Source organism: Ruminococcus sp. YRD2003, from assembly GCA_900109435.1.
Lineage (GTDB): Bacteria > Bacillota > Clostridia > Oscillospirales > Ruminococcaceae > Ruminococcus > Ruminococcus flavefaciens_G.
Map to the genome: position 1 here is coordinate 62622 of FNZT01000011.1, position 22323 is coordinate 84944.

Below are 22323 nucleotides of genomic sequence, written 5' to 3' on the forward strand. Positions count from 1 at the left end.
TATCAGTTCTCGTCGCCTTCCTCGTCGAGGTCAAAGCTGTCGAATACATCGTCGCCTTCCTCCTCGTCGTTGAAGTCGAGGTCGTCATCGGACTCGTCATCATCGAAGCTGAACTCGTCGTCCTTGTCAACGCTGTCGAAGTCGTCGCCGTCCTCGAAGCCGAAGCCTGCCTCGCCGAGCTCGTCGTCGGAGTAGCTTGTGCCGTCGGCAGTATCCTCGTCAGCGTAGGAATCTCTTGCAGGTATCGGATCGTCGTCAAAGTTCTGCTTGAGGTCGATCTCCTCCTGATTGCTGTCGAGCACCTTGACGTCAAGGCAGAGTGACTGCATTTCCTTGATGAGTACCTTGAAGGACTCGGGTATACCAGGTGTAGGAACGTTCTGTCCCTTTACGATAGCCTCGTAGGTGTTGACACGTCCGATGGTATCGTCCGACTTGACGGTGAGTATCTCCTGAAGAGTATAGGCTGCACCGTAAGCCTCGAGAGCCCAAACTTCCATTTCTCCGAAACGCTGTCCGCCGAACTGCGCCTTACCGCCGAGCGGCTGCTGTGTTACGAGAGCATACGGACCTACCGAACGTGCGTGTATCTTATCGTCTACGAGGTGATGGAGCTTGAGGTAGTACATATAGCCCACCGTTACGCGGTTGTCGAACTTCTCGCCCGTGCGTCCGTCGTAGAGTGTGAATTTACAGTCGTCTGTGAATTCGAGTGCCTTGGGGTTGATGACCTTATCCATTGCCTTGAGCTCGAACATATCGTCCTTGTGCTCCTGAGCGTATTCGTTTGCCATCTTGAAGCATTCGCGGATATCGCCCTCGTGTGCGCCGTCGAATACGGGGGTCATGATGTGCCAGCCGAGAGCCTTGCACGCCATGCCGAGGTGGACTTCAAGCACCTGTCCGATGTTCATTCGTGAAGGAACGCCGAGGGGGTTGAGCACGATATCGAGCGGTGTGCCGTCTGGGAGGAAAGGCATATCCTCCTCGGGGAGTATGCGCGATACGACGCCCTTGTTTCCGTGACGACCAGCCATCTTATCGCCGACCGTTATCTTGCGCTTCTGGGCGATGTAGCAGATAACGCGCTTGTTTACGCCTGCGCTGAGCTCGTCGCAGTTCTCGCGGGTGAATACCTTGACGTCAACGATGACGCCTGCCTCACCGTGAGGTACCTTGAGGGAGTTGTCGCGGACTTCTCTTGCCTTCTCACCGAAGATAGCGCGGAGGAGCCTCTCCTCGGCGGTGAGCTCGGTCTCGCCCTTCGGCGTTACCTTGCCTACGAGGATATCGCCCGATGTTACCTCCGAACCGATGCGGATGATACCGTTCTCGTCGAGGTTCGCGAGTGCGTCGTCGCCGACGTTGGGGATATCGCGGGTTATCTCTTCGGGTCCGAGCTTGGTGTCGCGGCACTCTATCTCGTACTCTTCTATATGAACTGATGTGAATACGTCTTCTCTTACGAGACGCTCGTTAAGAAGAACGGCGTCCTCGTAGTTGTAGCCTTCCCATGTCATGAAGCCGATGAGGGCGTTCTTGCCGAGGGATATCTCTCCGTCTGCGGTCGCGGGACCGTCAGCGAGCACCTGTCCCTTCTTGACCTCCTCGCCTGCTGTGACGATAGGTCTCTGGTTTACGCAGGTACCCTGGTTCGAGCGCTTGAACTTTATGAGCTCGTACTTGTGCTCGATGCCCTCGGAGTCTATCATGTGTATCTTGTCGGCATCAACGTATGTTACCTTGCCGTCGTATTCGGAAACTACGCATACGCCCGAGTCAACAGCCGCCTTGTACTCCATACCTGTGCCGACGAACGGACGCTCGGTCTTGAGGAGCGGTACAGCCTGCCTCTGCATATTTGAACCCATGAGGGCACGGTTAGCGTCGTCGTTCTCGAGGAAGGGTATCATGGAGGTAGCTACGGAAACGACCATCTTAGGCGATACGTCCATGTAGTCTACCTTTTCGTTGTCTATTTCGAGTATCTGCTCGCGGTATCTCGCATTAACACGCGGACGTGCGAACTTGCCGTCCTCTGTGAGAGGCTCGTTTGCCTGTGCAACTACGAAGTTGTCCTCGGTGTCGGCAGTCATATATACTACCTCGTTCGTGACAACGCCCGTTGCCTTGTCTACCTTGCGGTAGGGTGCCTCTATGAAGCCGTACTCGTTTATCCTTGCGAATGTTGCAAGGTAGGAGATAAGTCCGATGTTAGGTCCTTCAGGAGTCTCGATAGGACACATTCTGCCGTAGTGGCTGTAGTGAACGTCGCGGACCTCGAATCCCGCACGGTCTCTGGAAAGACCTCCGGGTCCGAGAGCGGAGAGACGTCTCTTGTGAGTCAGCTCGGCGAGGGGGTTGTTCTGGTCCATGAACTGGGACAGAGGCGATGAGCAGAAGAACTCCTTCATTGCCGAGGATATGGGTCTGATATTTATGAGAGTCTGGGGCGTGAGGGTGTTCACGTCCTGTGTCTGGATATTCATTCTCTCGCGGATTCCGCGCTCCATACGGGCATAGCCGATACGGAACTGGTTCTGGAGAAGCTCGCCTACGGAGCGGATACGTCTGTTGCCGAGGTGGTCGATATCGTCAACCGTGCCTACGCCCTCGCAGAGGTTGATGAAGTAGCTGATAGTTGCGAAGATATCGTCGAGGATGATGTGCTTGGGAACGAGCTCATCGGCACGCTTCTTGATGTTTTCCTCAAGCTCCTCGGCATCGGCGGAATTCTCCATTATCTCGCGGAGCACCTTGAAGGATACCTTCTCGTTGATGCCGTACTTCTCGGTGTCGAAGTCAACGTAGCCCTTGATGTCTACCATGCCGTTGCCGATTATCTTCACGGTCTTCTCAACGGGGCGTATCTGGGTCTCGCCGCGGTCGTTGGTGAAATACTCCTTGGACTCGACTGTGACGAATGCGCTGTATACGCCTGCCTGCTCTATCTCGCAAGCCTTGTCGTAGCTGATGGTCTCGCCCGCATCAGCCATTATCTCGCCTGTCATCGGGTTGATAACGGGCTCTGCGAGTACGTGACCCGACAGACGCGTTGCTATGCCGAGCTTCTTGTTGTATTTGTATCTTCCGAAGCGGCAGAGGTCGTACCTCTTGGCATCGAAGAAGAGATTGTTGAGGTGTGTTACCGCGCTCTCGACCGTCGGGGGCTCGCCCGGACGAAGCTTCTTGTACACGTCGATAAGTGCGTCGGAGTTGTTCTTTGTCTGGTCCTTCTGGAGAATGGTCTGCTTGAGTCTCTCGTCCTCGCCGAAGAACTCGAATATCTCCTCGTCGGAGCCGATGCCGAGCGCACGGATGAATGTGGTTATCGGTATCTTTCTGTTCTTGTCGATACGAACGTATACGATATCGTTCGAGTCCATCTCGTATTCGAGCCATGCACCGCGGTTCGGGATAACGGTGGTGTTGAAGAGGTCCTTGCCCGTCTTATCCTTCTCGAATGCGTAGTAAACGCCCGGCGAACGCACGAGCTGTGATACGATGACACGCTCCGCACCGTTGATAACAAAGGTTCCGCTGTCTGTCATGAGCGGGAAGTCGCCCATGTATATCTCGCTCTCGCTGACTGCTCCCGTCTCCTTGTTGCAGAGAGTTGCTGTCGCCCTCATCGCTACCTGATATGTAGCGCCTCTGGACTTGCACTCCGCAAGGCTGTACTTGGGGGTGTCGTCGAAGCGGTAGTCCTTGAAGTTGAGGACGAGATTGCCGTTGTAGTCGGTTATCGCGGTCATGTCGCGGAATACCTCTCTCAGTCCCTCTTCCCTGAACCACTTATACGAGTTCTTCTGCACCTCGATAAGGTTCGGCATCTCAAGAGGCTCGGTTATCTTACCGAAGCTCATCCTGACGTTTTTTCCCAGCTGCTTAGGTGTTACATTCACCATAGGCGGAACCTCCTTATTATTTCTACCCCGCAGACGCTTCTGCGCGTCGGGGCTGTTATCACCTTGCGTACCCTTTTGGAAAAATTTTTGAAAAAGCTATTGACAAGTACTGCACAGATGTGCTATAATATCTTGCAAAGTAGCGGCACTTTTCCATATTGATACATTATATTAGTATATCACTCTTTTGCAGCAGTGTCAAGCGCTTTTGGTAAATATCAGCATTCTTGCCGAAGTTTCATGTGAAGCCTCGGCTTTTTTTGTAGCTTAATGCAATTGGGCTGAAAATGCAAAAATCCCGAGGTCATGCCTCGGGATTTTTCCGTATAAGATGCATTATTATCGCAGCAGCGAGCAGTCCAGCTCCGATGAATATTAACAGGAAAAGCGGCACAAATACCGCAACAAACAGTGGGCTCAGTCTGTCCGCAAGAAATATCGCGGTCGGAGCGTCTGCGCCGCCTATTATCCCTATGTGCTCGGGCTCACGTCTCAGCGTGTACACGAACCACGCGATAAGTCCGACTGTTCCAAGCCCGCTGCCTCCCAAAATTGCGGCTCCTGCTATAAGCAAGCCTTTTTTCATGGCGTCACTCCTCGTCTTCGTCGTAGAATACGTTGTATGCGACCGCACGGTGGCTGTAGGTGCTGATAACAAGCCCTATCACCGCATACATACTCAGCATCGCCGTTCCGCCGCCGCTCAGGAACGGCAGAGGTATGCCGATAACGGGCGCTACCTTCAGCACCATGCCGATGTTCATAAGACAGTGGGTGAAGAAAAGTCCGAAAGCTCCCATGCATATGAAGTGCCCGAGACGGTCGCGCGTGATGCGGCTGTCTGCGAATATTTTCAGTATGATATACGCGAGAACTATTATGATGCCTATAGAGCCGACAAATCCGAATACCTGCCCCACATGAGCGAAAATGAAGTCGTTGTGGAGCTCGGGAACGTAGATGTAGTCCTTCTTGCCGTCGAATATCCCCTTTCCGAAGATTCCGCCCGACTTTATCGCCGCAAGTCCGAGGTCCTGCTGGTACTCGATGTTCTCGGGGTCTGTGCCAGGATGAAACAGTATCAGTATCCTCTGCTTGTGGAAAGAACTAAGGAAATTGAACCACATCACGGCTATGGCTCCTGCCGCTGCAAACGGCGCGGCTATAAGGTACTTCCACGATATCTTTGCCGATATCATCATAAATGTGAATATCGCCGCAAAGATGATTGCCGTTCCGTAATCGCCCTGCAATGCGACTATACCGATCGGCACGGCTCCGTGGATAAGAAGAAGAAGCATATGCAGCGGCTTGTTCATGTCCTCCTCGTCGCGCGAGAGATGATAGCTGAATGTGAGGATGAACGCTATCTTCATTATCTCCGACGGCTGCATACTTACGCCGAATAAGCGTATCCAGCCCTGATCGTCCGCGCCGTCGCGCTGATAGCCGAGCGATGTGAAGGGCAGCGCTACGAGCACCAGCGTTATCGGTACGAACAGCCACCATATCTTCACAAGCTTGCGGTAGTCGATGCAGGAGATGATATACGCTGCCGCTATGCCAAGTCCCATGGATATGAGCTGGGTCTGCCAGTAGCTGTCTCCGACGCCCTCGTTCTCGCTTATACCGCTCTTGACTATCGACCATATCAGTATCGTACTGATACACGCGCAGAGCGTAACCGCAAACAGCAGTCCGAGGTCGATATTATGCTTGTTGGCGGGTAATTTCTTGAATACTGATCCCATTTTCTTGTTCCTTTTTCTTTTTTGAGCTATTAGCCGTTAGCCGTCAGCCATTAGCTCGCGGTATCGGCTTCGCCGATATTATTTGAAATTCGTCCGCGTCAGCGGACACATTAATTCTCAATTCTCAATTTTCAATTTTTTCTCAATTGCCGTCAGGTTTATTCATGCCAATACTTGCGGTCGAGACTGCGATACTGCGCAGCTGCGGCAACGTGCCTTCGCGTAATGACCTCGTTCCCGCTCAGGTCGGCGATCGTCCGCGCGACCTTCAATATCCTGTCATATGCACGGGCACTTAGCCCGAGACTGTCAAAAACGCTCTTCATCATCGCCTCCGCTCCGTCGTCCATAGGACACATTTCACGCAGCTTGTCGGGTGTGATGAGCGCGTTGCAGGTGATGTCAGTACCGCGGAATCGCTCTGCCTGTATCTCACGCGCCGCCATTACGCGCTTCCTTATTTCCGCAGAGGACTCCTCGCTCGTCTTTGCCGAAAGGTCGTCGTACTCCACAGGGGCTACGTCTATGTGCAGGTCGAAGCGGTCAAGCAGGGGTCCCGATATTTTCGACAGGTATGCCGAGACTTTCTTCTGCGAACATATGCACTTGCGCTTCGGGTGTCCGTAATAACCGCACGGGCACGGATTCATCGCGCCTATCAGCATTATCGTACACGGGTAGGTTATCGTTCCCGATGCGCGCGCTATCGTTACCTTCCTGTCTTCGAGCGGCTGGCGCATTATCTCAAGTGTACGTCTGTCGAACTCCGCGAGCTCGTCGAGGAAGAGCAGCCCGTTGTGTGCAAGGGATATCTCGCCCGGCTGGGGTATGCTGCCGCCGCCTGCAAGTCCCGCGGACGATATCGTGTGGTGCGGCGAGCGGAACGGGCGCTTTGTGATTATAGGAGTGTCGGGGTCGAGAAGCCCCGATATCGAGTGTATCTTGGTAGTTTCAAGCGCCTCCTCGAATGTGAGGGGCGGCAGTATCGACGGCATCCGCTTCGCAAGCATACTCTTGCCGCTTCCAGGTGCGCCGATAAGCAGTGCGTTGTGACCTCCTGCGGCTGCTATCTCGAGTGCCTTCTTCGCCGACTGCTGTCCGCGCACATCGGCAAAGTCAAGCGTTTCGTTGTACGCGGCCTCGGGAGGTATGTAGTGCTCGCAGGGGGTCATCGGCTCCTCGCCGCGAAAGTGCAGTATCAGCTGCTCGGCACTGTGTACGGCGTACACGTCTATCCCCGCGATGACCGACGCTTCACGGGCGTTCGCCGCAGGGACAAACACGCTCTTCTTCCCGCTCTCACGGGCAAGCATCACCATCGGCAGCACGCCGTTCACGCGGCGGACATCGCCGTTCAGCGAGAGCTCGCCTATGAACGCGGCATCCTCGGGGACGTCATCTATCATGCGCATTGCGCGGAGTATCGCCATGAATATCGCTGTGTCATGCACCGAGCCGCTCTTTTTCATATCCGCGGGTGCGAGGTTGACCATGACCGACGCCACGGGGAAGTTTATCCCGCAGGAGCGCATTGCCGCACGGATACGGTCGCGGCTCTCCTTTATTACGGTGTCGGTGAGTCCGTCTATTTCAAAGTAGGGCTGTCCGCGGCTGATGTCTATCTCGACGTCTACGGGAAAGGCGTTCAGTCCGAACAGTCCGAGACTTGATACTTTTGCAAACATGGCTTGCCTCCTTACTGAATGTCAAACGGCTCGTCCGAAAGCCCTGAGTCGGGCACGAACATCTCGCCGTCGGGGAGCTCGGGCGTGTCCGCTGTATCGGGGACAGGGGCTGCTCCGATAAGCGGTATGTCTTCCATTACGGGCTCGGGCGCTTCAATGTCCGCCATCTCGGGCAGCACGGGCGCGGAACGGCTCGCTGCGGTCTCGTCGGCGGTTATCCTCTTGTCATCGGGGGCTGAGCGGTACTCCGACATATAGCGCGAGGTGTAGGTCGGGTGCTCCAGCGAATCAGTGTAGTGAAGGCTGAAATGCGGCCAGCCCTCGGTATTTACAAGTTGGTTGTAGTCGGAGTATACCTTGAAGCTCGGAGCTGTGAGGACTGTTCCGACTACGCCGATAATGAACGTTATTATCCCTATCCCCGAACTTGAGAAAAATGTCGCGACCACAAGCAGCACATAGCCGATAAACAGCCCGATGTGCAGTATCTTCCACTTCCCGAAGGCAAGAAATGCAGCAAGGGTCACAAGTATCAGCTCGGCTGTCTGTGTGAAGAGAAACGGCACACAGGTCGGGCAGCCGAAAAGCGAGGGTATCCACGAGACGAGCGGCATCGCTGCGCCGCAGTAGGTGATGAACAGCATGACAAGACAGACTCCGCCCGTATACACAAAGACGTTGCGCGAGAATTCGTATATCTGCGTGCTTCGCTCCGCACAGGCTACATAGTGTCCGTGGTCGGGCTTTTCGTCGTATTTCGCGTCGTGCAAACTGCTCACCTCCTCGGTTATCGTATAACAGATATATTATACCACCATTTCAAGGAAATGTAAACATTTATTATTATCCACTCCAACAAATAATCCCGAGGAGACCTCGGGATTATTTCGTTATTATTCCTTCTTGTTTTTCTTTGAAAAAGGATTAAAAATTCTTTTTTTCTTAATACATTTGCCAATGTACCATACGCTGCAACCCACTGCTACCGCAATTAATCCGTATTTTACAACATCTGTACTACTTGATATCTCTATTTCATAATCATCATCTTCTGAATTGTTTTCATCGTTGTTCCCCTCTAACAAATACTTATAAGGGTCATTTTCTTCCTCTTCCTGCTTTTTTTGCCTTCTATACTCTCTCAATTCTTCTTTGGCTTGTGATATTATTTCAGGATTATTCTCAACCAACTCCTTAAAGCTCTCCTGAACATCATTATCCCATGAAATAAACGCAGAACCATTATTTCCATAAGAAAAATTAGCGTGTTCTCTTCCTTCTTCAGATGGTGTATAATTTCCTTCCTCGCCATCTAATACTCCAAGGTACTTTTTTAATATGTAATTAACTGTTTGTGGAGATGCACCAAACAATTGTCCCATTATCCTTGAAGAAACATTCCCCATATTATTCCTCCTTAGAATACTTATTCCTGTTCACCAAAAGCGCGTACTGCCTTTATCATTATTGCGCATTCGAGGCGCTTCTTCTCGAGCTGGCACGATATCTTGTGCGCCGCTCTGATATCTCCCATGTACTGGTAATTGTTCGCGTTGCAGCCGCCGCTGCAGTAGAACTTCGCCCAGCATTTGCGGCAGTCGGGCTTTGAGTATACGTGTGCAGCCGCGAAGTCCTTCTTCATCTCCTGATCAAAGGTGCCCTCGTCGATGTTGCCCATTTTGTACTCGTCTATGCCTACAAACTGGTGGCACGGGAAAATGTCGCCGTCGGGAGTGATCGCCACGTAGTCGTTTCCGCAGCCGCAGCCGCGAAGTCGCTTTATCGCGCACGGTCCCTGGTCAAGGTCGAGCATGAAGTGGAAGAAATTGAACTTTTTGCCCTGCTTCTCGCTCTCTATCAGCTTCTTCGCAAGTACCTCGTACTCCTTGAATACGGCGGGGAGCTCCTTCTCCGTGAGCGCGTACTCGTCGCTGTCGCCTACTACGGGCTCGACGGATATCTGGTCGAATCCTGCGTCATACAGCGCAAATACGTCGTTAGAGAAGTCGAGGTTCTTCTTCGTGAATGTGCCTCTTACGTAGTATTCCTTGTCGCCTCTGCCCTCTACAAGCTTCTTGTACTTCGGCATAATGATGTCGTAGCAGCCCTGTCCGTTCGGCAGCACGCGGAAGTAGTCGTTGACCTCCTTGCGTCCGTCTATTGAGAGCACGACGTTCGACATCTCGCGGTTTATGAAGTCTATCTTCTCGTCGTCGAGCAGAAGTCCGTTAGTCGTGATAGTGAAGCGGAACTTCTTGCCGTACTCCGCCTCGCGAGAGCGTGCGTACTCCACGACCTGCTTTACGACGTTCCAGTTCATCAGCGGCTCGCCGCCGAAGAAGTCAAGCTCGAGATTCGGACGGTCGCCCGAATTTTCGAGAAGGAAGTCAATTGCGTGCTTGCCCGTTTCGAGAGACATGAGCTTTCTGCCCTTTCCGAAGTCGCCCGTCGATGCGAAACAGTATTTGCACCTCAGCTGGCAGTCGTGCGCGATATTCAGGCACATCGCCTTAACGGGCGAGGCTACGGAATACTTCGCGTACTTCTCGTAGTCATCATCGGAGAAGAGTATCTTGTCGTTGTAGAGCTCGACTATCTCGCGATAGCATGACTCGATGTCATCAGGCGTATACGAACGCGAGAGCTTCTCCACTACCTTCTCGGGACATTTTTCTTCAAACGGCGGCTCAACGTTGTCGAGGAGGTCGTATGTGAGCTCGTCAACGATGTGGACTCCGCCGCTGTTTACGTCAAGAACGATGTTGAACCCGTTCAGCTTGTATTTATGTATCATAAACTATCCCTCAACTTTAAAAAATTTGAGGCAGTATAAATACTGCCTCTCGGAATGTTCAGTTTGAACCGAGCTTATCTCTCGCACTTCTGGTTTGCTACTGTGCATGAAGTCTTGCAGGCTGACTGGCATGATGCCTGACACTTGCCGCAGCCGCCCTTCTTTGCGGACTCCTTGAGATTAGCCTTGTTGATAGTCTGGATGTGTTTCATGTTTTTATCCTCCTAAAGCTATGCGGTACGTCGCCGCACTATATATATTGTCATCATTATACCACAATGCGGCAGAAATTTCAATAGAAAAATGGTGGGATTTATATTTTTGTGGATTTTTTACAAGAGAGCTGTTGATTGGGTATCAAAAGAGCACAAATGCATTCGTGAACATATACCCATATATGTAAATGATTATATTAGAACTCAAATGTAGGGGCGCATTCCGTGCGCCCGTTCCTTACCAAATAATTTGCTGTATTACGTGATATTTGTAGGGGCGGACCCGTGTGTCCGCCCGCGTCGCCGTTCGTTCTTTTGCGGAACGCCGAGTGACTCCCTACAGTGTAGGGAGATGTCAGCAGAGCTGACAGAGGGTACGTGCAGCCGTTGGCTGCGGCGTTCCCTACAAGATGTTTCCGCTAACATTTCGTTTTTTGCGGGACGTCGAGGACGCCGTCCCCTACATAATGTTGCAGGAACCAATTCGAGAATATGCGGGCGAGCGGAACTCGCCCCTACATTCATTCTCAATTAAAAAAGGCGGACACCGTCCGCCTTTTTCTGAGCTCTGACAGCTCACTCATCAAGCTCTATCAGTTTCTCAAAATCAGCGTCTATCTGCTGCTTCAGGCTGTCTATCTCCGCACATTTGCTGCTCATCAGCTCATAGTCGGTGTAGACCTCCTCGCGGGATATCTCTTCGGTCAGCAAGTCGATACGCGCCTGTAATTCGTCTATTTCCTTCTCCAAGCGCCTCATCTCGTTCTTGCGGGCGGCATCGGCGCTCCTCTGCTGCTTCGAGCGGTAGCTGCGCTCGTTCTTCTCGCGCGCTGCCTCGGCTGCCTTCGCAAACTTCGCTGCGTCCGCGATACGCTTCTCCTCCGCCTGCTCGTCACGCAGGACGTCAAGATACTTCGCAAAACCGTAGTTGTGCTCGCGGTAGCCGCCCTCGGTCAGCTCGATGAGCCTGTCGGCTATCTTGCTGAGCAGGTAGCGGTCGTGCGAGACGAATATCACCGTGCCTGTGTATTCCTCAAGCGCCTCCTCGATAGCCTCCTTCGACGCGAGGTCGAGGTGGTTCGTCGGCTCGTCGAGTATGAGGACGTTGCCGTGCTCCTGCATCATTATCGCGAAGCACAGCTTCGCACGCTCGCCTCCGCTGATAACGCCTGTCTCCTTGAACACGTTCTCGCCCGTGAATCGCACCTGTGCAAGCAGGCTGCGCACCTCGAGGTCCGACAGCGACGGATAGCGGCTGTGGAGCTCCTCCATTACCGTCAGTGCGCGGTTGAGGTTGGTGCTCTCCTGCTCGAAGTAGGATATCTTGATGTTGCTGTTCCAGCGGACAACGCCCTTGTGCGGAAGCTTCTCCTGTATTATTTTGAGCAAGGTCGACTTGCCGATGCCGTTGTCGCCGATTATGCCTATTTTCTCGCCTCTGCGGACTTCAAAATCTATCTCGTCAACAAGTGTTTTACGCTCCGAGCCCTCGCCGACAGTGATGTCCACTCCCTTGACCTTCAGCACGTCGAGCGGCGGCTCGACCCCATATGTGAAGTGTATCTTCGCGCGGCGCGTGTCGTGGAACGGCTTCTCTATCGGCTCTATCTTTTCAAGCTGCCTGCGGCGGCTCTGAGCCATTTTCGTCGTGGAGGCGCGCACGAGGTTTTTCGCGACGTAGTCCTCCATTTTCGCTATCTGCTTCTGCTGCTGGGCGTACTCCTTCTCGCGGCGGGCGTCGTCCTCCTCACGCTGCCGCACGAACGCCGAATAGTTGCCCTTGTATCGGCGGAGCACTCCGCGCTCTATCTCGCATATCGACGTACACAGCCTGTCGAGAAAAAAACGGTCGTGCGACACGATGAGGACCGCTCCCTTGTAGCTGCGAAGGTAGTCCTCCAGCCACATTATCGTCTTGAAATCAAGGTGGTTCGTGGGTTCGTCGAGAATGAGCAGGTTCGGCTCTTCAAGCAGCAGCTTCGATATGCAGAGACGTGTCTTCTCGCCTCCGCTGAAGCCCGATACCACGCGCCCGAGCTCCTCCTCCGTGAAGCCCATGCCGTTCAGGATAGTGCGTATCTTCACGTCGGTGTTGTAGCCGTCGTTTGCCTCTACCCACGACGAGAGCTGCTGGTACTCGTCTGCGGCGGAGCTGTCGCCCGCCTCTATCTCAAGCTCTATCTCGCGAAGGCGCTCTATCGCCTTGTGCATCGGCTCGAACACCTTCTGCATCTCGTCCATGACGGTGCTCTCGGAGTCGAGACCGCCCATCTGCTCGAGATAACCGATGCTCGTCTTGCCCGCAAAGGAGACAATACCGTCCTTCTCGGTGAAACGGTCGGGCTCCACCGACCCCGTAAGTATCTTCAGCAATGTCGATTTTCCGCAGCCGTTATTGCCGACAAGTCCTATCTTGTCCGCCTCGTCTATGGTCAGCGAGACGTTGCTGAGCAGCTGTACGCCGTTGTAAAATTTGTTTATATTTGTCAGGCTTGCAAGCATATTATCTTCCTTTTCAGTAAATATAAGCCTATTTTACCATATTTCCGCTCGGATTGCAAGAGGGCACGGCGCGGACACCGTGACCTGTGTCTGTGAAACATAAAAAGCCCTCCGTGCCTATCGGAGAGCTTTTCATGTAGGGTAAATTATAGAATTAGGGGTTGTTGTTTAAATATCGTGCGTCCTGTGAACGCTGCGAGACGTTTGTCTGTGCTTATATTATACCCCATGCCGCTCATTTGTACAATCTATTATCCTATCAATTTCAGAAGATTTTTTTGTAATCTCCGCTTTTTTCTCTGCCTGTGCTATTGATTTTTTTATATATTTATGATACAATAATACATATAGAATAAAATGGCATATGGTAAAAACATTATTTTATCTATGTAAAATATGCTTCTTTTCTCGTGCAAACACTATCGTTCATAAAGGAGGACATCGTGAGCAAGCGTATTCTCATCGGCGTTATTATCACCGAATGCCAGATAGACTTCCAGAAGGAGATCCTGCGCGGCATTATCTCGCAAGCCTTCAAGAGCAACTGCGATATCGCCGTTCTCACTCCGCTGCATAACTTCTTCATGGATACCCCCCACAAACAGATAGAAAAGAAAATCTTCGACCTTATCCTCTCCAACCGCTTCGACGGCTTCCTCTACGGAAGAAATACCTTCTACAGCGAGGAGATCAAAAACCACATCGACAACCTCCTCGTGCGCTCGGGCAAGCCCGTTATGCTGATGGACTCCGCCGACCACAGGAGCTTCGAGACTACCTCTATCGACGACTGCGCCGCATTCGAGCAGATAACCGACCACCTCATCGAAGTCCACGGCTTCAGCAGGATCTACTGCCTGACAGGTCCGAAGAAGGAGTTCGTCTCGGAAGAGAGGCTCAAGGGTTTCAAGAACTCTATGAAAAAACACGGGCTCTACTACGACAGGAGCTACTGCTACTACGGCGACTTCTGGCGCGAAGCCGCCAAAGACCTCGCACGCCGTATGATCCGCGGCGAGATAGAACGCCCCGAGGCTATCGTCTGCGGCAACGACTATATGGCTATCTCGCTTGCGGAGGAATTCCTCAGCGCGGGTATCCGCGTCCCCGAGGACATCGCCCTCACAGGCTACGATTCCTCCGAGGACGGCTATAACTTCAAACCGTCTATCACAAGCTTCAGCCGCCCGAACTTCCAGATGGGGGCTGAGGCGCTGCGCCGACTCTACCGCATAATCACGGGCAGGATATGCAACCGCGTCCACAACGAGAACGGCGAGCTCCGCACAGGGCAGAGCTGCGGATGTCCCGAGGATATGCGCGTCGTTCAGCGCTTGCAGCGGCAGAACAAGATCAACGCGCGTTTCGAGTCGAATATGCTCATGAGCGATATGCTCTTCGATATCACCAATGTCGATAATCCCGCCGATTTCGCCGACAGACTCGACAACTACACCTACTTCATTTACAAGCTCCGCCACATCGCGATCTGCCTTACGCGCAAGTTCATCGACTCGCCTTCGGGCAGCTTCACCGACAAGCTCACCTTCTCTGCGGGCGATGACGTGAGAATGGTGATCTCAAAATCAGCTGTGAGGCGTGAGGACGTATCCGATGAGTATTTCAGCTCGTTCGACCTTCTGCCTGTGTTCAGCAAGGAACGGGCTTTCCCCGTGGCGTACTACATCTCGCCCCTCCATTACAACAGCAACTTCTTCGGCTACTCCGCCATTTCCTTCGGCAAGGAGCCGATAAGCTTCTCGACTCTGTATTTGCAGTGGATAAACTACGTAAATGTGGCGCTTGAACAGCTCCGCATAAAAGCGATGATGAACCGCACTATCTCCACTGCCAACCATGCCCTCCTTTACGACGAGGCGACGGGGCTCCTCAACAGGAACGGCATGGAGAAGGCTATGTCCGACTGCAAGAGCGAATGGACGGCGCGCGGCTTCGATGCCGACTTCATCCGCATTCAGCTCACGGGTCTGAACAAGACCTACTTCCAGAGCGGCGAGGACAAGTGTCAGCGCATTTTCGCCGCTTTCGCACAGAAGCTGAGAGAATGCGTCAAGCCCGATGAGATATGCGGCACGTGGTCAAGCAATATACTCGGCGTGGTGACCGTACACCCCGAACGCGCGGGCGAGCTATTCCGCGAGCTGTCGGAAAAATGCAAGGATTCACAGTTCAGCGACGGCGAGAACTGCAACGTCGATTTCTCGCTCGGACAGTTCAGTCAGCCGATGAGCACCGACGTCAGCCTCGGTAATGCCATGCACAAGGCGGCGATAAACAGGCTCTTTAACTACAATATCTCCGAGAACAGCGCAAACCCGCAGTTCGAGAAGCTGTGTATGCTCCGAAACAGGATAATGAAGAACCCCGAAAATCCGTGGAATATCAGCGAGATAGCCGAGAGCCTCTACCTCAGCAAAAGCTACCTCCAGAAGATATACAAGTCATACTTCAATAAGAGCATCATCGAGGAAATGATACAGTTCCGCATTGAAAAAGCTAAGGAACTGCTCGCCAATACCGATATGACCGTCACCGAGATATCCAAGGAGTGCGGCTATTCGTCGTACAACTACTTCGTGCGGCAGTTCAAGATATCCGAAGGGCTCTCACCGTCGGAATACAGGACAAAGAACGGCAAATAAAAAAACGGCTCTAAGGGGAGCCCCCTTTGGCGGATTCGCAGGTTACCAAACATATGCCGTAAGTTTACAGCACGGTAGCCCGCTTTTTCCGTTAAAGAGAGCAGCCCTAAAGAGCCGTTTTTTTACACTTCAATGTCAATAATCGAGGCTTCCCAATCAACGATTTTAGGCTTCGGCGAAAAGGCTTTCGGAGAAAAAACGATAGTATAGCTGACAAGATACGCTTTCCCGTTTATCGACATCTTTTTATACAAGTGCGAATGAGGGAAAGAGCTTGTTGTACACGTATACGCGAGAAATTCCTTATTATCGGTTTGTTCCGAAAAGCATTCTGCTACATTGTATATCGAATCATCGTTTGAAAAATCAAGCTCTTCCCTTGAAATTCTTTTCTTCATATCGCCGCTGAGCATACTGTAGTCGATATAGCTTGATAAACCACCGATATCATTGCACTCGTAGCATAGCTCGTCTACATATTCATAGCAGCCAATGCTTTCCAGTATATACACTACAGATATCGAGCATATCAGCAGAATGATGAGCAGAGAGAGCAGGGAAACCTTCAGTATTTTTCCTTTTTTTATGCGGCTTGAGCTCACTTGAATCCCTCCACATCATTTATAGACGACAATGAGCGGGCGCTCGGAATGCGCCCCCTACACAAGCTATTTGTAGGGGCGAGTTCCGCTCGCCCTGAAATCGTCGATATGTTCGCGGAACGCCGAGGGCGGCGTTCCCTACAATATGTATCGGTCACATCGCCCCCTACAGCATATTTGTGTAGGGGACGGCGTCCTCGACGTCCCTCTAAGCTCATTTCCGCTTCAGCAGGAACAGCCGTCCGCTGTATGGCGGTATGTCCATGTCAAGGTCGGCTCCCGTGCGGCTGAATATCGTCTCGCCGTGCGGTGTGTCGCCGCTGTAGAGCTGGTCGTCCGAATCGAGCAGCAGCTCGGCTTCGTACTCCTCGCCTATGGTGACGTAATAGTCGAACTGGTACCAGTCCGAGAAATTGAGCACCGCGAGGATATCGCCCTCCGCGCTCTTGCGGCGTATCGCGTAGACGCACCTGTCTGTGGATTCGCAGTCCTCCCACATAAAATTGGTGGGGTCGTAGTCGTAGTGGAGGGCGCTATAGGTGATGTAGATGCGGTTGAGCTCCCTGATATACTCGCGGAACGAGTCGTGCATCGGGTATTTCAGCATATCCCAGTCCTGCTCGCGCTTGACGTCCCACTCGCGGAGCTGTCCGAACTCGCTGCCCATAAAATCGAGCTTCTTGCCCGGGTGGGCTATCATGTACATATACAGAGCGCGTGCCTGCGGGAACTTCTCGTCGTACTGTCCGTTCATCTTTTGCAGTATCGTTGCCTTGCCGTGAACGACCTCGTCGTGAGAAAGCGGCAGTATATAGCGCTCGTTGTAGAAATACAGCATCGAGAACGTCAGCTTGTGGTAGTCACGGGTGCGGTACATCGGCGCACTTTGGAAGTATTCCAGTGTGTCGTGCATCCAGCCGAGGTCCCACTTGTAGTCGAAGCCGAGCCCGCCGTCAAATACGGGGGCTGCTACCTTCGGGTGCGAGGAGGAGTCCTCAGCCGCCAGTATCACCGACGGATGACGAGCCTTGAGCCCGCTGTTCATGTCCTTGAGAAGCTGTATCGCGTACCTGTTCTCGCCGAGATATTCGCGTCCGTTCCAGTATATCATATTGCGGACCGCGTCCATGCGCAAGCCGTCGAAGTGGTAGACAGAGAGCCAGTAATTCGCCGCCGACTGCAAAAACGAGCGCACCTCGCCCTTTGAATGCATGAAGTTGCGGCTCCCCCACTCGTTGTAGGCGGCTTCGTCGTCGGGAAATTCGTAAAGCCGTGTGCCGTCGTACTCCGTGAGGGCGTAGTGGTCTACTGCGAAGTGGACGGGGACGAAGTCCATGATGACACCTATGCCCTTTTTGTGGCAGACATCTACGAGCTCCATGAGCTCCTTCGGTGTGCCGTAGCGGGAGGTCGGGGCAAAAAAGCCTGTTATCTGGTAGCCCCATGACTCGTCGGAGGGGTGCTCCGCGAGGGGCATGAGCTCTATGTGAGTGTAGCCGTACTCGACTGCGTAATCGGAAATAATATCGGCAATTTCCGCGTAGCTGTACCAGTGCTCGGTCCCGCGTATCTCCTCTGCGGACATAGCCGATTCATCAAGCGGCGGGGTGCCGTTTTCGTGCGGGACAAAGCCCGGCTTGCGCCTCCATGAGCCGAGATGCACCTCGTAGATGTTCAGCGGCTTGTCGCGGCAGTCGCTCCGCTGTGTGAGCCATTCGCCGTCCGAGAAGGTGTAGCCCTCTATGCTCCGTATCACTGAGCACGTGCCAGGGCGCACCTCCATGCCGTAGCCGTAGGGGTCGCAGTGGTCGATGAAATTGCCCTTTTTGTCGTATATCCTGTATTTGTAGCGCATACCCTCTTTTGCGTCGGGGCATAGGAGCTCGTAGAAGCGCCCGTCTTCTACGGGCTTCATCGGCTCGTCGGTCCAGTCGTTGAAGTCGCCGACTAACGCTACCTTGCCCGCGTTCGGAGCATAGGTGCGGAACAGCGTCCCCTGATTTGTCAGGTGAGCACCGAGGTACTCGTAGGCTTCAAAAGCATTGCCCTTGTAGAATCCGTAGATGTCCATGGTATGTCACACTCCTTACAGAATTACCGCTTCATCAGCTGTAGTTCAGTGCGAGCCTGAAATCGACAGCCTCCGTGAACGGGTCATAACAGATCTGCTCGTTGTCCTTGCTTGCTATGAGATATGACTTCTTATAGAATACGGGCACAAAGCCGTACTTCTCTATTATCCCGCGCTCTGCCGCTGTATATGCCTCGACAAGGGCGTTCGTATCCGTGCAGTTCCTCAGCGGCGCTGTCAGCTCTGCCTCACCTGCGATATATTTAAGGCACGGCACGTCCTCGAACTGCGCTATAACGGACGCTCCGTAACAGAGCTCGCCCTTCAGCGGGTAGAGGGCTATGCTGTAGTCGCCGCTCTCTATACGTGAGCGATACTCCTCCTCCGTGACTTCGTCTATGCCGATATAGGTGCCGAATATGCTCTGCCAGTCCTGCGTGAGAACGTGCAGGGCTGCCGTATCCACTGTGCCTCCGCAGACGAGCACCTTCACGCCCTCAAGGCTCTCCGCGCCGACCTCGCTCCTGCCCTGCGAGAATGCCTCCTGCGCGGCGGAACTGTCGAAGAGGTCGAATGAGCGGTCGGAGACAAGCTCGCGGTAGCTCCTGCCGCTGAGCCTTACTGCGGGCGGGATTATGCCGTATGCGGGCGTCAGGTCGCTGTCGAGGTCTTTTGCGAGCTTTTCGCGGTCGACTGCGAGAGCAAGCGCTCTGCGCATATTTTCGTTAGAGAAGTATTTATCGTCGGGGTTGAATATCAGTCCGAGAGTGGTCGCACTCGTCCCCTCGACGATGTACTTCTTCGGGTTGTAGGGATTGCGGTTCCGTGTCGTGAAGCACTCCGTATCCTCGGACTTGAACACCTTGCGGATATCCTCCTCGCTGCGCTCTATGCTGAAGCTGAGCAGTGAGGGACAGATGTCGTAGGTTTCGCTCCAGTCAGCGTCGTTGCGCTTCATATAGAGAATGTTGTTCTTGCCGTAGGGGTCGTAGAACCACTGGCGCACAAAGAACGCGCCGTTTGACATCACCGACCTGTCGTCGAGCCCGTAGCGCCCCTTCGTGGAATCGAAAAACTCCTCGTTGCAGGGATATGCTGCGGGTGTGCTCATAAGGTACAGGAATTCGGCGTTCGGCTCCTCAAGCACTACCACGAGAGTGCTGTCGTCGGGGGCATATATCTCAGCCTTTTCAGGCTCGAGCAGACCGCGCTCTATGAGCTTCGCGCCCTTTATGCAGGAGAAATCCTTGGCATAGGGCGACTTCATCTTCGGGTCGAGCACCCGCCTGAGCGCGAAAACGTAGTCCTTCGCCGTAACAGGGAAATACTCGTCCTCCTCGATGACGTCGTCGTCATTCGTATCGTAGAACCACACGTTGTCACCGCGGAGCGTGAACGTGTATGCCGTTCCGTCTGTCGAGACGGAATAGCTCTCGGCATTGCACGCGACGATATTTCCGCCCGCGTCAACGCTCATAAGCCCGCTGTACAGGTTCTTTATCACCGTATTTGAGGACGGGTCGTCAGCGAACTGGGGGTCGAGGCTCTCGGGATTTCCGCAAAGCACTGCCTTGTACTGGTGCCCCGTACCGCTGCCCTTATCCTCATTTCCGCAGCCCGTCAGGAGGGCTGCCGCTATCATTACGCTTGCGAAAAGCGGTGTTTTTTTCACAATTATCTCCGTTCCGCCGCCAAAACACACCATCGGACCTCCGCGGCAGGAGCTCCGCAAAAAGATATAATCAAAACATAGTCAGATACTTTTCCCCCGCCGACAGGACAGTCGGCGGGGGAAGCATTTTCACAGCACCGCTCAATGACCGCCTGACGGCTCGGGCGGTGCTGCCTTTATTTCTTTACAGTTACTATAAATCCGTCACAATTATTGCCCGATACTGTGTATGCTTTGTCCTTCGGGACTGTGACGTCGGTGTCGCCTTCCTCGGAGGCGGGCACGTAGTATATCAGGCTGACCTCGCCGTCAACTGCTACAGTCAGCGGGTCATCCTTAGTATGTTCCTTTACCTCTGCAATATACTCCTCGAGACACAAGCCGTTGTCATGCATATATGTCGCGTGAGGTGCGCCTACATATCTGTAGGTGTACGTCCTCGCCTTTTCGCCCGTGACCTCGTCCTTGCCCTCGGGATATCTCACGATGAAGCCGTACTTGCAGGCGTTGTCCGCAAACCATTCAACATCGCCCTCTGCCTTGAAATATGGCGTCGTGCCGTCGTCGTTCATGCGGAACATATCAAAGGTGCGTCCTGTATGATAATCGCAGTGACCTGCCTCGAACGTGCCCGACTTGCCGCTGTTGTGGCGATCGACCTGTTCCTGATACGTTCTGTAGCCGTCCTGCACGAATATGTTCGTTGTTTCAAGTGACTGTGACTTCGCAAACGCTTCCATCATCTCGTTGAGCTTTGTCAGCGCCATGCTGTCGAGCTTTGTTACGTAGTCGCCGTTTGAGTAGTAGTCGTTCCTGTTCTGTACAACACTGTACAGCTCGACATCGCCTTCGATGAACTTGTACTCATGGTCGGCATTTACAAGTATGAGGTTGCCCATGAATATCTCGTCGTGGGTGTGAGTCTCGGCAGTGAAGCCGTCGTCGAGCGGCTTTGCCTCCCCCTCAGTTGTAGCCTTCGTAGTGTCCTCCTTGCCGCTGTCCTTGCTCGTCTGCTCGTTTTCGGGCTCAGTGGTCGGTTCGGAGCTGCTCGTCTTAGGCTTGGGCTGCGGCTTTTCAGGCTTTTCTCCCTTGCCTGTCACAGCAAGCACGCATGAGGTCATCAGCACAATGACGATAGTCAGAATGAGAGCCATTATAACGATACGGTCATATCTGACGCGGTATCTTCTGCGCTGTCTGCGTCTTTCTCCCTTGTTCATATTCTGTTTTCTCCTTATCTTTCTGATTTTTTCTTTATTTATGTCGAAAGATTCTTTTGTTGCCGCGCGATATCTGCGCACTTTACATTATAGCATAGATGTCATTGGTTGTAAATAGCTTTTTTCCTGTTTCTGTATTTTTTTTCGGGACACACTACGCAGATTTAACATTGTGTAGGGGCGAGTTCCGCTCGCCCGCGAATATGCCTGTAATGGACGCACTACAGCTCACCCGTCCGCGCCGTCGTCCGTGAACGCTGCTGCCGCTTTCAGGGCGGCGCGTCTGCGGAACTCCGTCGGTGTGCAGCCGCGGTGCTGCTTGAACTGGCGCATGAAGTAGGAGTCGCTGTCGTAGCCGCACTGCTCTGCGACCTCGTAGACGGTCAGCTCCGTTTCGGAGAGCAGCTCCTCTGCATAAACAAGGCGGCTCTCTATCACGTCCTGTAGAAACGTTACCCCGAATGCCGAAAGGTAGACCCGATGGAAATACGTTCTGCTGATGTCGAGCTCCGTGCAGAGCTCGTCTACCGACCACGGGCGCATCGGGTCGTCGTATATCTCCTCGCGCAGTGCCTTGAAACGATGATACATCGGCACGTCGCGCGCGGGCTGCGGCGCCGCCTCCGTGCTGCACATATCTCCCATACAAATGAGTATCATGCGCATGGAAAGCTCCATAAACTCGCCGTTGCGCCTGCCGCTGATGCCGCTCCTCACCTTCATGCTCTTGATAAGCGAGGCGATGACGAAGTCATCGGCAAGTTCTACGGGTACGTCAAACGGGATATTCATCGAAGCCGCATACTGCTTATCTGCTGTCGAGGGCTTGAACATGACGACGTCGTACTTCATGGTCTTGCCGTCCTGCGGACGGAAGTACCGCCGTTTGCCGCCCGTGAACAGCACCGCGGAGCTGCCTGCGCACTGCTTCTCGCTGCCGCCGAGATTGAACACTATCGGTGTGCGGAATAGGTAGAGACAGTAGTCGTCGGACATCTCGCCGTATACCGTGCCTGTCCGCCTGCACCCGAGCACTATCTTGGTGACTTTCATACTGCCTCCTTTGCTGGTTCTTTGGATTAGATATGTTTTTTGTAGGGGTGCCCTTCGGGCGTCCGCTGACAAACGGCTCTGCTATCGCGCGCGGAATAATTACGCGGACTCATCAACTGCGGACTTCCACAAGGGGAGGCTCTCTCTTGCAGAGCCTCCCCTCTTCAAAAACAGTCCACCGGACTGT

General features: G+C 53.3%; 15 protein-coding genes. 1 reads left to right on the forward strand and 14 read right to left on the reverse strand.

The window, feature by feature from the left end:
• Positions 1 to 2: 2 nt before the first annotated feature.
• From rpoB to abc-f, 9 genes are all read right to left on the reverse strand, one after another.
• Positions 3 to 3908: a DNA-directed RNA polymerase subunit beta gene (gene rpoB / locus BMX22_RS10385; protein WP_074742383.1), complete on the reverse strand. Its 3906-nt coding sequence runs from the start codon at positions 3906 to 3908 to the stop codon at positions 3 to 5.
• Between the two features lie 304 nt (positions 3909 to 4212).
• A complete protein-coding gene (locus BMX22_RS16490; RefSeq protein WP_074742384.1) occupies positions 4213 to 4494 on the reverse strand; it encodes a hypothetical protein in 282 nt (93 codons plus the stop codon).
• A gap of 4 nt (positions 4495 to 4498) precedes the next feature.
• Positions 4499 to 5659: an FtsW/RodA/SpoVE family cell cycle protein gene (locus tag BMX22_RS10395; protein WP_074742385.1), complete on the reverse strand. Its 1161-nt coding sequence runs from the start codon at positions 5657 to 5659 to the stop codon at positions 4499 to 4501.
• A 158-nt stretch (positions 5660 to 5817) separates the two neighbouring features.
• Positions 5818 to 7344 carry a YifB family Mg chelatase-like AAA ATPase gene (locus BMX22_RS10400; protein ID WP_074742386.1) on the reverse strand — a complete coding sequence of 509 codons (1527 nt, stop codon included), beginning with the start codon at positions 7342 to 7344 and terminating at the stop codon, positions 5818 to 5820.
• An 11-nt stretch (positions 7345 to 7355) separates the two neighbouring features.
• Positions 7356 to 8114 carry a hypothetical protein gene (locus tag BMX22_RS10405; RefSeq protein ID WP_074742387.1) on the reverse strand — a complete coding sequence of 253 codons (759 nt, stop codon included), beginning with the start codon at positions 8112 to 8114 and terminating at the stop codon, positions 7356 to 7358.
• Between the two features lie 123 nt (positions 8115 to 8237).
• Complete coding sequence (locus tag BMX22_RS10410) at positions 8238 to 8750, reverse strand: hypothetical protein (protein ID WP_074742388.1); 513 nt, start codon at positions 8748 to 8750, stop codon at positions 8238 to 8240.
• A 20-nt stretch (positions 8751 to 8770) separates the two neighbouring features.
• Positions 8771 to 10138 (reverse strand): thioether cross-link-forming SCIFF peptide maturase, encoded by a 1368-nt coding sequence (gene scfB, locus BMX22_RS10415; RefSeq protein ID WP_074742389.1) that lies wholly within the window; start codon positions 10136 to 10138, stop codon positions 8771 to 8773.
• A gap of 74 nt (positions 10139 to 10212) precedes the next feature.
• The gene (gene scfA / locus BMX22_RS10420; protein WP_074742390.1) at positions 10213 to 10350 is read right to left on the reverse strand and encodes a six-cysteine ranthipeptide SCIFF; all 138 of its coding nucleotides are present in this window, start codon (positions 10348 to 10350) and stop codon (positions 10213 to 10215) included.
• Positions 10351 to 10929: 579 nt separating this feature from the next.
• On the reverse strand, positions 10930 to 12855 hold the full coding sequence (gene abc-f / locus BMX22_RS10425; protein WP_074742391.1) for a ribosomal protection-like ABC-F family protein: 1926 nt from the start codon (positions 12853 to 12855) through the stop codon (positions 10930 to 10932).
• A gap of 443 nt (positions 12856 to 13298) precedes the next feature.
• Between abc-f and BMX22_RS10430 the strand changes: the two genes are divergently transcribed.
• The gene (locus BMX22_RS10430; RefSeq protein ID WP_074742392.1) at positions 13299 to 15518 is read left to right on the forward strand and encodes a substrate-binding domain-containing protein; all 2220 of its coding nucleotides are present in this window, start codon (positions 13299 to 13301) and stop codon (positions 15516 to 15518) included.
• Between the two features lie 122 nt (positions 15519 to 15640).
• On the opposite strand, the gene BMX22_RS10435 is transcribed toward BMX22_RS10430, so the two are convergent.
• The 5 genes from BMX22_RS10435 to BMX22_RS10455 form a co-directional block, all read right to left on the reverse strand.
• Positions 15641 to 16120: a hypothetical protein gene (locus BMX22_RS10435; RefSeq protein ID WP_074742393.1), complete on the reverse strand. Its 480-nt coding sequence runs from the start codon at positions 16118 to 16120 to the stop codon at positions 15641 to 15643.
• A 214-nt stretch (positions 16121 to 16334) separates the two neighbouring features.
• The gene (gene glgB, locus BMX22_RS10440) at positions 16335 to 18191 is read right to left on the reverse strand and encodes a 1,4-alpha-glucan branching protein GlgB (RefSeq protein WP_074742394.1); all 1857 of its coding nucleotides are present in this window, start codon (positions 18189 to 18191) and stop codon (positions 16335 to 16337) included.
• 34 nt (positions 18192 to 18225) lie between these two features.
• The gene (locus tag BMX22_RS10445; RefSeq protein ID WP_177173013.1) at positions 18226 to 19863 is read right to left on the reverse strand and encodes an ABC transporter substrate-binding protein; all 1638 of its coding nucleotides are present in this window, start codon (positions 19861 to 19863) and stop codon (positions 18226 to 18228) included.
• Positions 19864 to 20039: 176 nt separating this feature from the next.
• The gene (locus tag BMX22_RS10450; RefSeq protein WP_074742396.1) at positions 20040 to 21083 is read right to left on the reverse strand and encodes a M15 family metallopeptidase; all 1044 of its coding nucleotides are present in this window, start codon (positions 21081 to 21083) and stop codon (positions 20040 to 20042) included.
• Between the two features lie 228 nt (positions 21084 to 21311).
• Positions 21312 to 22136 carry a helix-turn-helix transcriptional regulator gene (locus BMX22_RS10455; RefSeq protein ID WP_074742397.1) on the reverse strand — a complete coding sequence of 275 codons (825 nt, stop codon included), beginning with the start codon at positions 22134 to 22136 and terminating at the stop codon, positions 21312 to 21314.
• Between the last annotated feature and the right edge of the window lie 187 nt (positions 22137 to 22323).

Coding starts and splice junctions, on each gene's coding strand:
- rpoB (WP_074742383.1), bottom strand. CDS start 3,908: ATGGTGAATGTAACACCTAAGCAGCTGGGAAAAAACGTCAGGATGAGC.
- BMX22_RS16490 (WP_074742384.1), bottom strand. CDS start 4,494: ATGAAAAAAGGCTTGCTTATAGCAGGAGCCGCAATTTTGGGAGGCAGC.
- BMX22_RS10395 (WP_074742385.1), bottom strand. CDS start 5,659: ATGGGATCAGTATTCAAGAAATTACCCGCCAACAAGCATAATATCGAC.
- BMX22_RS10400 (WP_074742386.1), bottom strand. CDS start 7,344: ATGTTTGCAAAAGTATCAAGTCTCGGACTGTTCGGACTGAACGCCTTT.
- BMX22_RS10410 (WP_074742388.1), bottom strand. CDS start 8,750: ATGGGGAATGTTTCTTCAAGGATAATGGGACAATTGTTTGGTGCATCT.
- scfB (WP_074742389.1), bottom strand. CDS start 10,138: ATGATACATAAATACAAGCTGAACGGGTTCAACATCGTTCTTGACGTA.
- scfA (WP_074742390.1), bottom strand. CDS start 10,350: ATGAAACACATCCAGACTATCAACAAGGCTAATCTCAAGGAGTCCGCA.
- abc-f (WP_074742391.1), bottom strand. CDS start 12,855: ATGCTTGCAAGCCTGACAAATATAAACAAATTTTACAACGGCGTACAG.
- glgB (WP_074742394.1), bottom strand. CDS start 18,191: ATGGACATCTACGGATTCTACAAGGGCAATGCTTTTGAAGCCTACGAG.
- BMX22_RS10450 (WP_074742396.1), bottom strand. CDS start 21,083: ATGAACAAGGGAGAAAGACGCAGACAGCGCAGAAGATACCGCGTCAGA.
- BMX22_RS10455 (WP_074742397.1), bottom strand. CDS start 22,136: ATGAAAGTCACCAAGATAGTGCTCGGGTGCAGGCGGACAGGCACGGTA.